The organism is Blautia sp. AM29-29 (genome assembly GCF_003480555.1).
Lineage (GTDB): Bacteria > Bacillota > Clostridia > Lachnospirales > Lachnospiraceae > Fusicatenibacter > Fusicatenibacter saccharivorans.
The window spans coordinates 95,304-109,238 of the sequence record NZ_QUJD01000006.1 but is presented as its reverse complement, the minus strand read 5'-3'; the positions used below and the strand labels follow the sequence as shown (position 1 = coordinate 109,238).

Below are 13,935 nucleotides of genomic sequence, written 5' to 3'. Positions count from 1 at the left end.
TGACATGATTGACGAGATAAATTCAACAGAGTTGCATACCTGCCTGCTGGAAATCACATTGCTGCCGCTGGCACATTACTGGCATTTCTGGTACGGCCCGCTGGATGCAGCCATCTACGGATCCTTTATCCTGGGAGCAAAAATCCTGTGGCACATCGTCGATTTCGGACAGAGTATGCGGACCGCAGCCGAAGTAAATGAACAGCTCCGCAGACGACGCATGGAGACGGTGGAGGAAAGAAGAGAAAAAATGAGAAAACGGCACTGATCTGTAAAAAGATCGGCGCCGTTTTTTGCATAGGATAGGAAGGACTACTGTGCCTTCTGTGCAATCTCTTCATCGGAAATCAGATTGCTGTGATATTCGATTTTTCCCGACAGGACATCATCGTAAAAATTCTGTTTCCAGTCGATATAATCGATGGCTTTCTGCAGTTTTTCCATCGATGCGAGCAGCGCTTCTTTTTTTACCGCGAGAATTTCTTTACGCTCCGGAATGGAGGATGGACCTTCGAGGCAGTAGGCGAGATATTCTTTCATTTCCGCCAGCGTCATGCCGCAGCGCTTCAGGCAGCCGAGGCTCTGGATCCATTTGATGTCGCGGTCGTCGAAAACGCGGTAATTGTGGCTGTCGCGTTTTACGTTCGGGACGAGGCCTTCTTTGCAGTAAAATTTCAGGGTTTCATACGACATGCCTGTCTGAACGCAGGCTTCTTTCATGGAATACATCATGCATACCTCCCAACAAAGTTGATAACAGAATTGAATCGGTAGTAACTACCGGGTAAGATAACCATAGTATAGAATTCGGACTTTGTCAAGCGATCAGCTCTTCAAATTTTTCCTTTTTCGGAAAGGCCCGCCGAGAGGAAATGTTTGTCGATCTTGACTTCATCAAAAAGAATATCCTTCAGCGAATTCAAAGAAGAATACCCCGATCCGAAATCGTCCATGGAAATGCGGATATTCCGATCGTGGAAGAAGCGGATCGCCTGCTTGTGATAGGCGGAAATCTTTTCCCGCACCACGGCCGGATCCTGCCAGGTGATATCGATAATGCCGACAAAGATATCGGAGTGATAGCGGTTCACAAAGAGTGTCTGCGGAAAGAGTTCCAGCTTTTTCAGGATGAAATTCAGAATGTTCGTACCCGTCTCATAACCCCAGTAATCGTTGAGCAGATGAAAATTGTCGACATCCGTCATCAGAAAGGCGTACTGTTTTTCTTCGCTTCTGTTATTGAGAAGCGTAAAAATTTTTTCTTTAGAATCGAAATCCTGGCCCCGGGAACAAACCCAAGCGACTCCAGATAATGACGCTGCTTTTCCTGGCCGCAGATTTTATTGATGGCGTAAAACTGATTGAAAACGGTTAAATTTAAAGGCATGCAGGACCTCCTTTATTGCGAGAGTGCATCAAGTTAGAATTGCCTAACGGATAGTATAGCATAACATATTTGGAACAAAATGGAAAACTTTTTCTTTGAGAAATTTTTTCAAAAAAGCTTTTATGGGGACGGACGTATTTTAACGTTTCTTATTTTGGGGGAATCATGTATAATGGAAATGAAACATCAGTGACAAACTATGACATGGGAAAAGGAAGAGAAAACAATGAAACATAGAATAAAAATCCTGCTGCTTGCAGTTCTGATCGCAGCGCTCTGCAACTGTATGTTGATGATCGGGATGACCAAAACGAAAGAGAAGAATACCATTCCAAAAGATGCAAGCCTGATCTGCGAAGAAACCGTATCGCCGAACAAGGACTATATTACGGATGAAAAAGACCTGGTAAATTATACCGTGCGCGTCTATCAGGGAAAAAACAACGACATCATCGTCTATGCGGAATCCAATTCGCCGCTGTTCGATGAAGCACAGTACATCGTAATATGCGACCACGCCATCACTGCCGACGATGTCCATATCAAATGGACAACCCTCATGGGCAGCACCGAAGCGAGCGAGAAAGATGAGATCGGACTCGCACACGTTTCGATCTCAAAAGACGGGGAAGTGTTCAATGAAAAGACGATCAGCTTTGTGGCGAAAGCGGTGAATGCGGTTACGGATGTGATAGGGTAAAGAAAATAGGATAACAAAAAAGAAACGGGCAACTCCCTCTGCATGAGACGATTAACTTTACAAGAAAAGAAAAAAATATCCCCCCACCCGGCTTGTGAGAGCCTGAAATATCAAATATAATGAACGAACAGTACATGGATCAGGCGCGCAGATCATGGGAGTACAAAGCAAAAAAGCGGTCAGTCCGGGTAAAAACGGTCTGAAAATGGGAGGAAAAGGATGAAAAAGAAAATATTATCTTTGATGCTGATGGTGTCTCTTGCAGCATCCCTTGCGGCATGCGGTCAGGACAGCGGGAAAAACAGCAACAGTACAGATTTGTCGAAAACAGAGACGGAAGTTTCTTCCGGCCAGACAGGGGAGGAAGAGACGACCCTGGTTTACGGTTCTGCTGATTATACCAGGATTAATCCGGCGATGGATGAGCACGGTGAAATTAATCTACTGCTGTTCAACGGACTGACCGCACACGATGCGGATGACAACATTGTTCCGGGTCTGGCAGAAAAATGGGAGTACGATGCAGAAACCTGCACCTACACCTTTCATATCCGGGATGGCATCCAATGGCATGATGGAGAAAAATTTACGGCGGATGATGTGAAATTCACCATCGAAGCGATCATGGATCCGGAAAACGGATCTGAAAATGCACCAAATTATGAGGATGTAGAAGAGATTACAGTTATAGATGACAGCACCGTTTCCTTCCGCCTTTCCGAGCCGAACGTGGCTTTCCTGGAATACATGACGATGGCCATCCTGCCGAAGCACCTGCTGGAAGGTGAAAATATGCAGGAGTCGGATTTCTTCCGAGCACCGGTCGGAACAGGTCCGTACAAGCTGGAAAGCTGGGATGAAGGCCAGTCGATCGTTCTGACAAAAAATGAAAATTATTACCTCGGTGCACCAAAGATTGACAAGGTCATTTTCAAAATTGTACCGGATGATAATGCACAGGCAATGCAGCTGGAATCCGGCGAACTGGATCTGGCGCTGCTTGACCCGAAAAATGCACAGAATTTCAAAGAAAAAGACGGTTTTACCTGCTACGATATGACAACGGCAGATTACCGCGGAATTTTATTTAACTTTGCAAATGATTACTGGACGAAAAACAGAGACATCATTCCGGCGGTATGCTATTCTATTGACCGTCAGGCGATCATTGATTCTGTACTTCTTGGCGAGGGAATGCCGGCATACAGTCCTCTGCAGCGTAACATTTATAATAACGAAAATGTAGAACACTATGATTACAATCCGGAAAAAGCACAGGAAATTCTGGAAGCGGCCGGATGCACCAGAAACAGCGATGGTTTCTATGAGCGGGACGGCGAAGAAATCGGTTTTGTCATCAGCGTGATGTCCGGTGAGCAGGACCGCATTGATATTGCCCAGGCAGCAGCACAGCAGCTCCGGGAAACCGGAATCAACTGTACCGTAGAAATTCCGGCACAGATGGACTGGGGCGGACAGATGGCCTGTCTGATCGGCTGGGGAAGCCCGTTCGATGCGGACGATCATACATATAAGGTTTTCGGCACGGACAAAGGGGCGAATTATTCGAGCTATTCCAATGAAAAAGTAGATGAGTATCTGTCTCTTGCCCGCCAGAGTGACGATCCGGAAGTGCGGAAAGAATATTACGGAAAATTCCAGGAAGAACTGGCAGAAGATCCGGCCTATGCATTCATCTGTTATGTTGATGCAAATTATGTGGCAGATTCCGGTATTCAGGGAATTTCCAAAGACACGGTGCTGGGCCACCACGGCGTTGGTATTTTCTGGAATATTCAGGACTGGACAATCGAAGAATAAAAACAAAAAAGCAGACGAAGGAGGTATGGTTACCTCCTTTTTGTCTGTACAGGAGAAAAACGGAATGAAGGAACGATTAAAAGTGGAACATCTTTCCGTCAGCTTTTTTACGGATGAGGGGGAAGTACAGGCGGTCCGCGATGTCAGCTTTTCCCTGAATGCAGGTGAGGTGCTCGCTGTTGTAGGCGAGTCAGGCTGCGGAAAAAGTGTGCTCTGCAAAAGCATTATGAAGCTGCTGCCGGAGAATGCAAAGATCAAAAACGGAAAAATTCTGGTCAATGGAGAAGAAATTGCAGGATACGGGGAGCGAAGAATGCGGGAACTGCGGGGAAAACTGTTCTCGATGGTTTTCCAGAATCCGATGACTTCCTTAAATCCGACGATGACCGTCGGAGCGCAGATTGCAGAGGCAGTACGGGTGCATCAAAAAGGCATGGGAAAAGAAGCAGTGGAACAAAGAGTGACAGAACTGATGCAGCTGGTGGGGATTGAGCAGGCGAAGGAGCGGAAAAAAGCATATCCGTACCATTTTTCCGGCGGAATGCGGCAGAGAATCGTACTGGCGATTGCACTGGCGGGAAATCCGGAAATTTTGTTTGCGGATGAACCGACAACGGCGCTGGATGTGACGATTCAGGCACAAATTCTGGATCTGTTGCGGGAAATCCAGAAAAAACTCGGAACGGCAACCGTTTTTGTCACACATGACCTTGGCGTTGTAGCGCGGATCGCAGACCGGGTAGCGGTCATGTATGCGGGAAAAATAGTAGAGATTGGAACCGTGGATGAGATTTTCTATGATCCCCGTCATCCGTATACGTGGGGACTGCTGCGTTCCATACCGGCGTTTTCGAGGGGAAAAGAAAGCCTGCCGTCTATCCCGGGAATGCCGCCGTCTCTTCTCCATCCGCCGAAGGGCGATGCCTTTGCCAGCCGCAATGCTTATGCGCTGGAAATTGATTTTGAGGAGGAGCCGCCGATGTTCCGGGTTACAGACAGCCATTATGCGGCAACATGGCTGCTGGATGAGAGAGCACCGAAGGTTGTGACGCCGATAGGAGGAAACACAGATGGAACATGAGATTTTGCTGGATGTGCGTCATCTGACCCATATTTTTCCACTGTCCCGGAAAACAGCAGTCAAGGCAGTCGATGATGTATCGTTTCAGATTCGAAGAGGAGAAATTTTTGGACTGGTAGGAGAATCCGGTTCCGGAAAATCTACCGCTGCACGCTGTGTGATGAATATTTATCAGCCATATGCCGGCCAGATTTATTATAAAGGGATTGATACCTGCGACAGAGGCCAGTTCCGGAAAAATAAAAAAATGCTGCAGACGACACGCCAGATGATTTTTCAGGATTCCGGTTCCAGTCTGAATCAGAGGATGAAGGTCCGTGACATTATTGAGGAGCCGATGCGCGTGCAGAAAATCCGGCCGCTGCGGGGAAGCTATGAGGAGGAAGCCAGATTCCAGATGAAATACGTGGGGCTGGATCCGGAATATCTGAAAAAATATCCGGGAGAATTGTCCGGCGGACAGCGGCAGCGCGTTGCGATTGCACGGGCACTGACGATGGAGCCGGAGCTTCTGGTGGCGGATGAACCGATTGCATCGCTGGACGCGTCGATACAGGCACAGATTGTGAATCTGTTCCGTCATCTGCAGAAGGAGCACGGTTTTTCGTTCCTGTTTATTGCGCATGATCTGGATATGGTCGAATTTCTGTGTGACAGAGTAGGTGTGATGTACCATGGAAAACTGGTGGAGACCGGCCCGGCGCGAGCCGTGTTTGAAAATCCGCTGCATCCGTATACGAAAGCACTGATCGCGGCCATTCCGATTCCGGATCCGCGAAGGGAAAGAGCGCGAGCTGTACCGGATTTTTCCAATACAGAATTTCCCCGGACGGGAACACTGCGGGAAGTGGAAAAAGATCATTTTGTGCTGATGGAGGGAGGCGATGCAGGATGAAAAGCCGGAACAGAGTGCTTTACTATGGAAAAAAAGCAGCGGCATTTCTGGCAAGTGTTCTGCTGCTGTCTGTGCTCGTATTTTATATTTCAAGGCTTGCGCCGGGAGATCCGCTGGTATCATATTACGGAGACCGCGTGGAAAAAATGACGCCCGAAGAAAGAGCGTGGGCCGAAGAAAAATTGGGATTGAAGGATCCCATTTCCGTACAGTATATCCGCTGGGCAGGCAATGCGCTGCATGGGGATTTCGGAATTTCGTACAAATATAAAATGGATGTAACGCGCGTGATCGAGGGAAGAATTGGAAATACGCTGGTGCTTGGCGGCATTGGATTTCTGCTGATTTTCACCCTCGCACTGCTTCTTGGAATTCTCTGTGCATGGAAGGAAGATACATGGCTGGACCGCATCATCTGTAAGGTGGGAACCATCACGGGATGTATTCCGGAATTCTGGCTGTCGCTGCTTCTGATTCTTGTTTTTTCCATGCAGCTCAAATGGCTGCCGAGTTCCGGTGCCTACGCTGTTGGAAAACAGGCAGATTTTTCTGACCGTGTCTGTCATCTGATCCTGCCGATGACGGTCGTAGTGCTGAGTCATTTGTGGTATTACGCATACATGATCCGCAATAAAATTCTGGATGAAGTGCGGGAAGAGTATGTGCTTCTGGCAAGAGCCAAGGGGCTGAAACGAAAGACGGTTCTGTTCCGGCATTGCCTGCGGAATACGATTCCGTCGTATCTTGGCATCATGGCCATTTCTGTTCCGCATGTGCTGGGGGGAACCTATATTGTAGAAACGGTTTTCTCGTATCCCGGTATCGGAACGCTGGCGTATGAGAGCGCACGGTACAAAGATTACAATCTTCTGATGCTGCTTTGCCTGATGTCCGGAATCGTTGTGATTCTGTGCAATATGGCGGCACAGATCATCAACGAGAGAATTGATCCGCGGATGCGGGAGAAAGAAGCGGCAGAAACATCGGAGGTAATGATGCTGTGACAGAAAAAACACAATTATTTCAATTTGCAGGAGAGAGGCCTGCAGAAAAAACAGAAGCAGAAAAAAAGAAAAAATGGTATCAGGACCGGCCGGTGGCAGCAGGGCTTTTTCTGGGCCTTCTTGTACTTGGCTGTCTTTTCTGCGAGCTGATCATGACAAAGGATCCTTCCTATATGGATCTGAAAAACTGTTCCGTCATGCCGTGCCGGGAATTTCTGTTTGGAACCGATACGATGGGAAGAGATATTTTCTCGATGATCTGGTACGGCGGCAGAATATCGCTGGCGATCGGTCTGCTTTCTACGCTGATTTCCCCTGTGATTGCCGTTCTCTTCGGCGCAGTCAGCGGATGTGCACCGGCGTGGCTGGACGCGCTTCTGATGCGGCTGACCGAGATCTTTTTGTCGGTGCCGAATCTTCTTCTTGTCATTTTTCTTCTGGCCGCTGCGGGAAAATCCAATGTGATTACGATTTCTGCCGTGATCGGAATGACAAGCTGGACAAGCATTGCAAAGGTTGTGCGGACCGAAGTACGGCAGATCCGGAACAGTGAATACGTGATTGCGTCGCGCTGTATGGGAGGCAGTTTTTTCTATATTTTATGGCACCATCTGGCACCGAACTTTTTTTCGTCTATTATGTTTATGGTGGTTATGAACATCCGAAGTGCGATTGTAGCAGAATCCACACTGAGTTTTATGGGAATCGGTCTTCCGCTGGAGGTGATTTCCTGGGGCAGCATGCTGTCACTTTCGGAAAAAGCGCTGATGACAAAGGCATGGTGGATCATTCTGATCCCGGGTGTTTTTCTGATTGTGACGCTGCTTAGTTTTACAAGCATTGGAAATTATCTGCGGAAGCAGGCAAACAGAAAACAGAGAAATCTGTGAGCTGTTCAGAGAGGCTGCGGTCTGTGGGGAATCCCTGCAGACTGCAGCTTTTTTGTCTTGCAATCAAATACAGGGATTGCTATAGTGAAAAGCAGAAAGAGTATTTTTAATACCTAAAAAACAGCGGGAGGAGAAGGAAATGCTGAAGAGTCAGGAAATGCGGAAACTTGCACCGGAGATGGATCCGCTCCGGATTGGAACAGGATGGAAAAAAGAGGATCTTGAAAAACCGCAGATTATGGTGGAGAGTACGTATGGGGACAGCCACCCGGGAAGCGGCCACTTAAATCTGCTGGTCGAGGAAGTGCGGAAAGGCGTTGCGGAAGCGGGGGGCTTCGGGGCGCGGTATTTCTGCACCGACATCTGTGACGGCGAGAGCCAGGGAACGGACGGCATCAACTACAGTCTTGCGAGCCGCGAGATGATCGCCAATATGATCGAGATCCACGCGAATGCGACACCGTTTGACGGCGGCGTCTATCTGTCGAGCTGCGACAAGGGTATGCCGGGCAATCTGATCGGCCTTGCGCGTGTCGATATTCCGGCGGTTGTTGTGCCAGGCGGAACGATGAATGCGGGACCGGAGATGCTGACACTGGAGCAGCTTGGCATGTACAGCGCAAAATTTGAGCGCGGTGAGATCGACGAGGAGAAGCTCGACTGGGCGAAATGCAATGCCTGCCCGAGCTGCGGTGCCTGTTCGTTTATCGGAACGGCATCCACGATGCAGATCATGGCGGAGGCACTCGGCCTTGCCCTGCCTGGAAGCGCTCTGATGCCGGCGACAAGCCCGGATCTTCTGGCATATGCACGGGAGGCAGGCCGCCAGGCGGTAAAACTGGCACAGATGGAGCATATGCGGCCAAGCGATCTTGTGACGAAAGAGAGTTTTGAGAATGCGATTCTTGTCCACGCGGCAATTTCGGGAAGCACAAACTGCCTGCTGCACATCCCGGCCATTGCGCATGAGTTCGGTATCGAGATCACCGGCGACACATTCGATCGTCTGCACCGCAATGCAAGATATCTGCTCGATGTCCGCCCGGCAGGAAGATGGCCGGCAGAGTGCTTCTATTATGCGGGCGGCGTTCCGGCGATTATGGAAGAAATCAAAGATCATCTGCATCTCAATGTGATGACGGTGACTGGAAAGACGCTCGGAGAAAATCTGGCGGAGCTTCGTGAAAATGGATTTTATGAGAAGTGCAGCGGATGGCTCGCAAAATTTAATGAGCGGTATGGAACTTCAATTACAAAAGAAGATATTATCCGCCCGTATGACAAGGCGATCGGAACGGACGGCAGCATCGCTGTTCTGCGCGGAAACCTTGCGCCGGAGGGAGCCGTCATCAAGCACACGGCCTGCCCAAAAGAAATGTTCCACGCCGTCCTCCGTGCCCGACCGTTCGACAGCGAGGAGGAGTGCCTCGATGCCGTGCTGAAACATAAGGTTCAGAAAGGCGACGCCGTCTTCATCCGCTACGAAGGCCCGAAAGGCAGCGGTATGCCGGAGATGTTCTATACTTCCGAGGCAATCAGCAGCGACAAAGAGCTTGGAAAGAGCATCGCGCTTATCACCGACGGCCGTTTTTCCGGCGCCTCCACCGGCCCGGTCATCGGCCACTGCAGTCCCGAAGCTGTAGACGGCGGCCCGATCGCACTCGTCGAGGAAGGGGATTTGATTGAGATTGATGTGAAGGAACGAAAACTTAACATCATCGGAATCGCCGGTGAGCGCAAGTCCATGGAAGAAATCGATGCGATCTTAAAAGAACGCCGCCAAAACTGGAAACCGCGCGAGCCGAAATACAAAAAAGGCGTACTCCGTCTTTTCAGCCTCCACGCAGCAAGCCCGATGAAAGGGGCGTATCTGGAGTACTAAAAATACTTGTGTTTTTCTGGGATGGTCTTTAGAAGTTAAGGCAGAGCAAAAAATGGAGGAAGGAGCAACAGAAAAACAAGTGAAAGAAAATACCTAAAAAACAAACTGTTCCTGTATAATGTTGCATCTCTTCAGAAAATGGTCGGAAGTCCAGATTCTGTACAGAAGAATGTGGCGCTGGAGAACAATTCGCTGTCGGCGGAGCAGATTACCGGTGTGGAAAACCGAAAGAGCAAGGCAGGCGAAGCTGTTCTTCCGGTATTGCGCAGTGTTTCGCTGTTTCTTCTCGGGCTGCTTGGCGTGCTTCTGATTCTGCTGACGCTGCTTGTGATTGCGGCGGAGGCGGCGCGGATCATCTGCCTTGGACCGGCGGCAAAGAAACAGCAGAAGGAGCGGCCGGGCAGGCGGATCCGAAGAACGGAAGCAAGAATTTACCAGTATCTTTGTCTGTGGGGCATAGATGCCGGTCTTGGCTGGGAAACAGCAGCAACCGATGCAGAACTCGCCCGCAGATTTCCGGCGGTCGAGCCAGGCGAATATACGCGTGTCTGCCATCTGATCGAGAAACATATCTACGGTGAGATTCTGCTGTCTCCTTATGAGGAACGTACGCTGAACCATTTTCTGGAAAAGCTGATGGAGCCGGTACCGGGCTGCAGCTGGAAAATGCGGCTGAAGCTGCGCTATGCGTGTCTGCGCCGTGTGAATACGAAGAAAAAGGAGAGAAAGCATAGCGCTTTCCAGCAAAAATAAGGGTTAGGAAAACAAATGAAAAGAGGGATTTTACGATGAAATTTGTAACATTTAATATTCGCTGTGATTTTGGCCAGGATGGAGCCAATAATTTTATCTACCGCAGACCTCTGATTCTGGAAAAAATCAGACAGGAAAAGCCGGATATCATCGGTTTTCAGGAGGTACTGCCGCATGTGGCTGCCTGGCTGAAGGAAAATCTGACAGAATATTACATTGCCGGATGTGGAAGAGAAAAGGATCTGACCGGTGAGGCAATGATCATTGCCTATCGGAAAGAACGTTTTCAGAGTGTGAGCCTGGAAACCTTCTGGCTGTCACCGACACCGTACGTGCCTGGATCCCGCTATCCGGTACAGAGTATGTGCCCGCGTACTGCGACGGATGTGGTATTTGAGGATATGGAGACCGGAAAAGTGTTCCGCGTCATCAACACCCATCTGGATCACGAGTGCGCCGGGGCGAGAAAGCTTGGCCTGGAGCAGATTCTCGCACATCTGAGAGCAGAGAAAGCATTTGCCGATGTGCCGGTGATTCTTAGCGGCGACTTCAATGCCGAGCCGGACAGCGAAGAGATGAAACCGCTGAGGGAAACTGCCGGTCTTGTGAATGCGACGGAAGGAATCGGCATTACCTTCCACAACTATCATCGCGATGATCCGAACGATCCGCAGTGCTCGATTGACTACATCATTCTCAAAGGGGACTGGGAACTGAAAAAGGTGGAAAAATGGACGGAGCAGAAGGACGGTGTGTGCCTTTCTGATCATTATCCGATCTATGCGGAACTTATTTAAAATATGGATGCAAGAGGCGGCCGCCGGGAGAAAAAATCTTCTGGCGGCGTTTTTTTACGATAGTTATAGGAAAAACTTATAACAAGTCAAAGAAAAAAGGGAATATACAAACGCCGCATTTTCTGTTATGATAGGTTACGTTACAAAACCTATCAGATCAGTATAGAAAGAAAAATTACGAAATAACAGGAGATTATTCATATGGCAAGAGGAATTGACACAAAATGTATCCATTTAGAAGAGGACGAGGGACAGTGTAGCCACTACGGCGCACTCAGCTACCCGATTTATCAGACCGCAACGTATGCGCATCCGGGCGTAGGACAGAGCACCGGCTTTGATTACAGCAGACTGCAGAACCCGACCAGAGAGCATTTGGAAAAAATGGTGGCTGTGCTGGAAAACGGAATTGATGCGTTTGCATTAAGCTCCGGCATGGCAGCGATCTCACTTCTGATGGAGCTGTTCCGCCCGGGAGACCACATCATTGCGGATTCCGATTTGTACGGCGGCAGCATTCGTCTGTTCCACCACGTGAATGAGAAAAACGGCGTCGAATTTTCCGGTATCGACTGCTGCCGTGATGATGTGGAAAGCTATGTGAAAGAAAATACAAAAGCAATTTACATCGAAACTCCGACGAACCCGATGATGAACGTAACCGACATCCGAAAGATGGCGGATATTGCAAAACGCTACAACCTGATTCTGATCGTGGACAACACCTTCATGTCCCCGTACTTCCAGAACCCGCTCGATCTCGGCGCGGATGTTGTCATCCACAGCGGCACGAAATACTTAAGCGGCCACAACGATACGCTGGCAGGCTTTATCGTGACAAACCGTGAAGACATTCAGGAAAAACTGCGTTTCCTGATTAAGACAACAGGTGCAGGTCTTGCTCCGTTTGACTGCTGGCTGGTGCTGCGCGGCATGAAAACTTTAGGCATCCGCATGGAAAGATCTCAGGAGAATGCAGAACAGATTGCTGCATGGCTGCAGAAACAGAAGGCGGTTACGAAAGTAATCTATCCGGGACTGCCGGATCATCCGGGTCATGAGATTATGAAAAAACAGGCAAGAGGCTTCGGTGCCATGCTGACAATCCAGCTCGAGAGCAAAGAGTTTGCCCTTGCCATTCTGGAGAAGGTAAGAATGATCCGTTTCGCAGAGAGCCTCGGCGGCGTGGAGACACTCGTTACGTATCCGACGACGCAGACACATGCCGATGTGCCGAAGGAAATCCGTGAGCGGAACGGAATTACGGAGAGCACCCTTCGCTTCTCCGTCGGAATTGAAAATATCGAGGACCTGATCGGCGAGCTTGAGAAGGTTTTTGCAGAAATTGAGGAAGAGAAAAATGACGGAAAGAAATCTTGATTTTGACAGAATCATCAACCGAAAAAATACAGACTGTTTAAAATATGACTTCGCAGTAAAACGCGGTATGCCAGCCGACGTGCTGCCGCTGTGGGTGGCGGACATGGACTTTGAGACATCCTCCTACATCGAGGATGCGCTGGTGGAGCGTGTAAAAATGGGCATTTACGGCTACAGCGATGCGCAGACTCCATATTTTGAGGCAGTTGCGGGGTGGATGAAACACCATCACAACTGGGAGCCGAAAGAAGAATGGCTGATCAAAACGCCAGGCGTTGTGTTTGCACTTGCGATGGCAGTCAAAGCTTACACCGCGCCTGGGGATGCCGTGCTGATCCAGTCACCGGTTTACTATCCATTTTCGGAAGTCATTGCGGATAACGGCAGAAGAGTTGTCAGCAGCACGCTGGTGCTCGGCGATGATAACCGCTATCACATGGATGTGGCGGATTTCGAGGAGAAGCTGAAAGCTGAAAACGTGAAGCTCTTTTTCCTCTGCAATCCGCACAATCCGGTCGGAAGAGTCTGGACGAAAGAGGAGCTGACGGCGATCGGCGATCTCTGCGTGCAGTACGGCGTGACCGTTGTAAGTGATGAGATCCATGGAGATTTCATTTTTAAAGGCGAGCATCAGGTGTTTGCTGCGATCAAAAAAGAGTACGAGGACATCACGATCACCTGCACCGCGCCGAGTAAGACATTCAATCTGGCAAGTATGATGATGTCAAACATCTTTATCGCCAACCCGGAACTCCGTGCGAAATTCCGGAAACAGCTCGATGCAGCCGGAACGAGCCAGCTTGGTGTGATGGGTCTGGTGGCATGCGAGACGGCATATAATAAGGGCGAGGAGTGGTATGAGGCAATGCTTTCCTATGTGAAGGCAAATGCAGAATTTACAAGGCAGTATGTGGAGGAGCAGCTTCCGGGCGTGAAGATGATCGACCTGGAGGGAACATATCTCGTATGGCTCGATTTTCGCGAGACGGGGCTATCCGTTGATGAACTGGAAGACCTGATTATCAACAAGGCGAAGCTGTGGCTTGACAGTGGCAAAATCTTCGGAGACTGCGGACGCGGTTTCCAGCGGATCAACATTGCCTGCCCGCGCGCAACACTGATGGAGGCACTCGACCGGATCCGGGATGCACTGAAAAACAGATAAAAATACGATAAGAAACCTGAATCATTTTCTTACGCAGCGAAACAGCAAGTGTTTCACTGCTGAGTGAACAGTAACTAAGAAACCGCTTTTGCCGGAAGAAAAGAATTCCGGGAGGGCGGTTTTGCTGCGTTGCCTTTTGCATGATTTTCTGGCTTTTGCTATAGAATAGAAATTGCAGAG

The 13,935-nt window shown here is 49.3% G+C and carries 15 protein-coding genes; 12 read left to right on the top strand and 3 right to left on the bottom strand.

What is annotated here, in order from left to right; all coding sequences use genetic code 11:
• Nucleotides 1–4: 4 nt before the first annotated feature.
• Nucleotides 5–268: a hypothetical protein gene (locus tag DW769_RS05960; protein ID WP_118697306.1), complete on the top strand. Its 264-nt coding sequence runs from the start codon at nt 5–7 to the stop codon at nt 266–268.
• A 44-nt stretch (nt 269–312) separates the two neighbouring features.
• On the opposite strand, the gene DW769_RS05955 is transcribed toward DW769_RS05960, so the two are convergent.
• The 3 genes from DW769_RS05955 to DW769_RS17255 all read right to left on the bottom strand — a co-directional run bounded on the left by DW769_RS05955 (nt 313) and on the right by DW769_RS17255 (nt 1,387).
• The gene (locus DW769_RS05955; protein WP_330421837.1) at nt 313–732 is read right to left on the bottom strand and encodes a MerR family transcriptional regulator; all 420 of its coding nucleotides are present in this window, start codon (nt 730–732) and stop codon (nt 313–315) included.
• Between the two features lie 101 nt (nt 733–833).
• Nucleotides 834–1,256: an EAL domain-containing protein gene (locus DW769_RS05950; RefSeq protein WP_279220880.1), complete on the bottom strand. Its 423-nt coding sequence runs from the start codon at nt 1,254–1,256 to the stop codon at nt 834–836.
• The gene (locus tag DW769_RS17255) at nt 1,205–1,387 is read right to left on the bottom strand and encodes a FeoA family protein (RefSeq protein WP_117801888.1); all 183 of its coding nucleotides are present in this window, start codon (nt 1,385–1,387) and stop codon (nt 1,205–1,207) included. The genes DW769_RS05950 and DW769_RS17255 overlap by 52 nt, the downstream gene beginning before the upstream one ends.
• 226 nt (nt 1,388–1,613) lie before the next feature.
• Between DW769_RS17255 and DW769_RS05940 the strand changes: the two genes are divergently transcribed.
• The 11 genes from DW769_RS05940 (at nt 1,614) to DW769_RS05890 (ending at nt 13,755) form a co-directional block, all read left to right on the top strand.
• On the top strand, nt 1,614–2,087 hold the full coding sequence (locus tag DW769_RS05940; protein ID WP_118750106.1) for a hypothetical protein: 474 nt from the start codon (nt 1,614–1,616) through the stop codon (nt 2,085–2,087).
• A gap of 219 nt (nt 2,088–2,306) precedes the next feature.
• Nucleotides 2,307–3,908, top strand: coding sequence for an ABC transporter substrate-binding protein (locus DW769_RS05935; RefSeq protein WP_199688475.1), 1,602 nt, complete (start codon nt 2,307–2,309; stop codon nt 3,906–3,908).
• A gap of 64 nt (nt 3,909–3,972) precedes the next feature.
• The gene (locus DW769_RS05930) at nt 3,973–4,989 is read left to right on the top strand and encodes an ABC transporter ATP-binding protein (protein WP_118750140.1); all 1,017 of its coding nucleotides are present in this window, start codon (nt 3,973–3,975) and stop codon (nt 4,987–4,989) included.
• A complete protein-coding gene (locus DW769_RS05925) occupies nt 4,979–5,884 on the top strand; it encodes an ATP-binding cassette domain-containing protein (RefSeq protein WP_117801889.1) in 906 nt (301 codons plus the stop codon). The genes DW769_RS05930 and DW769_RS05925 overlap by 11 nt, the downstream gene beginning before the upstream one ends.
• On the top strand, nt 5,881–6,888 hold the full coding sequence (locus DW769_RS05920; protein ID WP_118750105.1) for an ABC transporter permease: 1,008 nt from the start codon (nt 5,881–5,883) through the stop codon (nt 6,886–6,888). The genes DW769_RS05925 and DW769_RS05920 overlap by 4 nt, the downstream gene beginning before the upstream one ends.
• Nucleotides 6,885–7,778: an ABC transporter permease gene (locus tag DW769_RS05915; protein ID WP_118750104.1), complete on the top strand. Its 894-nt coding sequence runs from the start codon at nt 6,885–6,887 to the stop codon at nt 7,776–7,778. Before DW769_RS05920 ends, DW769_RS05915 begins: the two co-directional genes overlap by 4 nt.
• 139 nt (nt 7,779–7,917) lie before the next feature.
• Nucleotides 7,918–9,660, top strand: a complete 1,743-nt coding sequence (gene ilvD / locus DW769_RS05910; protein ID WP_118750103.1) for a dihydroxy-acid dehydratase — start codon at nt 7,918–7,920, stop codon at nt 9,658–9,660.
• A gap of 171 nt (nt 9,661–9,831) precedes the next feature.
• Nucleotides 9,832–10,413, top strand: a complete 582-nt coding sequence (locus DW769_RS05905) for a hypothetical protein (protein WP_147398849.1) — start codon at nt 9,832–9,834, stop codon at nt 10,411–10,413.
• A 35-nt stretch (nt 10,414–10,448) separates the two neighbouring features.
• Entirely contained in the window at nt 10,449–11,210 is a 762-nt protein-coding gene (locus tag DW769_RS05900; protein WP_118750101.1) for an endonuclease/exonuclease/phosphatase family protein, read from the top strand.
• Between the two features lie 201 nt (nt 11,211–11,411).
• Nucleotides 11,412–12,590 (top strand): trans-sulfuration enzyme family protein, encoded by a 1,179-nt coding sequence (locus DW769_RS05895; protein ID WP_118750100.1) that lies wholly within the window; start codon nt 11,412–11,414, stop codon nt 12,588–12,590.
• Nucleotides 12,571–13,755 carry a MalY/PatB family protein gene (locus DW769_RS05890; protein WP_118750099.1) on the top strand — a complete coding sequence of 395 codons (1,185 nt, stop codon included), beginning with the start codon at nt 12,571–12,573 and terminating at the stop codon, nt 13,753–13,755. Before DW769_RS05895 ends, DW769_RS05890 begins: the two co-directional genes overlap by 20 nt.
• The last annotated feature ends 180 nt before the right edge of the window (nt 13,756–13,935 follow it).

Excerpts from the sequence above, each read along its gene's own strand:
- DW769_RS05960 (WP_118697306.1), top strand. The coding sequence starts at position 5 with ATGATTGACGAGATAAATTCAACAGAGTTGCATACCTGCCTGCTGGAA.
- DW769_RS05955 (WP_330421837.1), bottom strand. The coding sequence starts at position 732 with ATGATGTATTCCATGAAAGAAGCCTGCGTTCAGACAGGCATGTCGTAT.
- DW769_RS17255 (WP_117801888.1), bottom strand. The coding sequence starts at position 1,387 with ATGCCTTTAAATTTAACCGTTTTCAATCAGTTTTACGCCATCAATAAA.
- DW769_RS05940 (WP_118750106.1), top strand. The coding sequence starts at position 1,614 with ATGAAACATAGAATAAAAATCCTGCTGCTTGCAGTTCTGATCGCAGCG.
- DW769_RS05935 (WP_199688475.1), top strand. The coding sequence starts at position 2,307 with ATGAAAAAGAAAATATTATCTTTGATGCTGATGGTGTCTCTTGCAGCA.
- DW769_RS05930 (WP_118750140.1), top strand. The coding sequence starts at position 3,973 with ATGAAGGAACGATTAAAAGTGGAACATCTTTCCGTCAGCTTTTTTACG.
- DW769_RS05925 (WP_117801889.1), top strand. The coding sequence starts at position 4,979 with ATGGAACATGAGATTTTGCTGGATGTGCGTCATCTGACCCATATTTTT.
- DW769_RS05920 (WP_118750105.1), top strand. The coding sequence starts at position 5,881 with ATGAAAAGCCGGAACAGAGTGCTTTACTATGGAAAAAAAGCAGCGGCA.
- ilvD (WP_118750103.1), top strand. The coding sequence starts at position 7,918 with ATGCTGAAGAGTCAGGAAATGCGGAAACTTGCACCGGAGATGGATCCG.
- DW769_RS05900 (WP_118750101.1), top strand. The coding sequence starts at position 10,449 with ATGAAATTTGTAACATTTAATATTCGCTGTGATTTTGGCCAGGATGGA.
- DW769_RS05895 (WP_118750100.1), top strand. The coding sequence starts at position 11,412 with ATGGCAAGAGGAATTGACACAAAATGTATCCATTTAGAAGAGGACGAG.
- DW769_RS05890 (WP_118750099.1), top strand. The coding sequence starts at position 12,571 with ATGACGGAAAGAAATCTTGATTTTGACAGAATCATCAACCGAAAAAAT.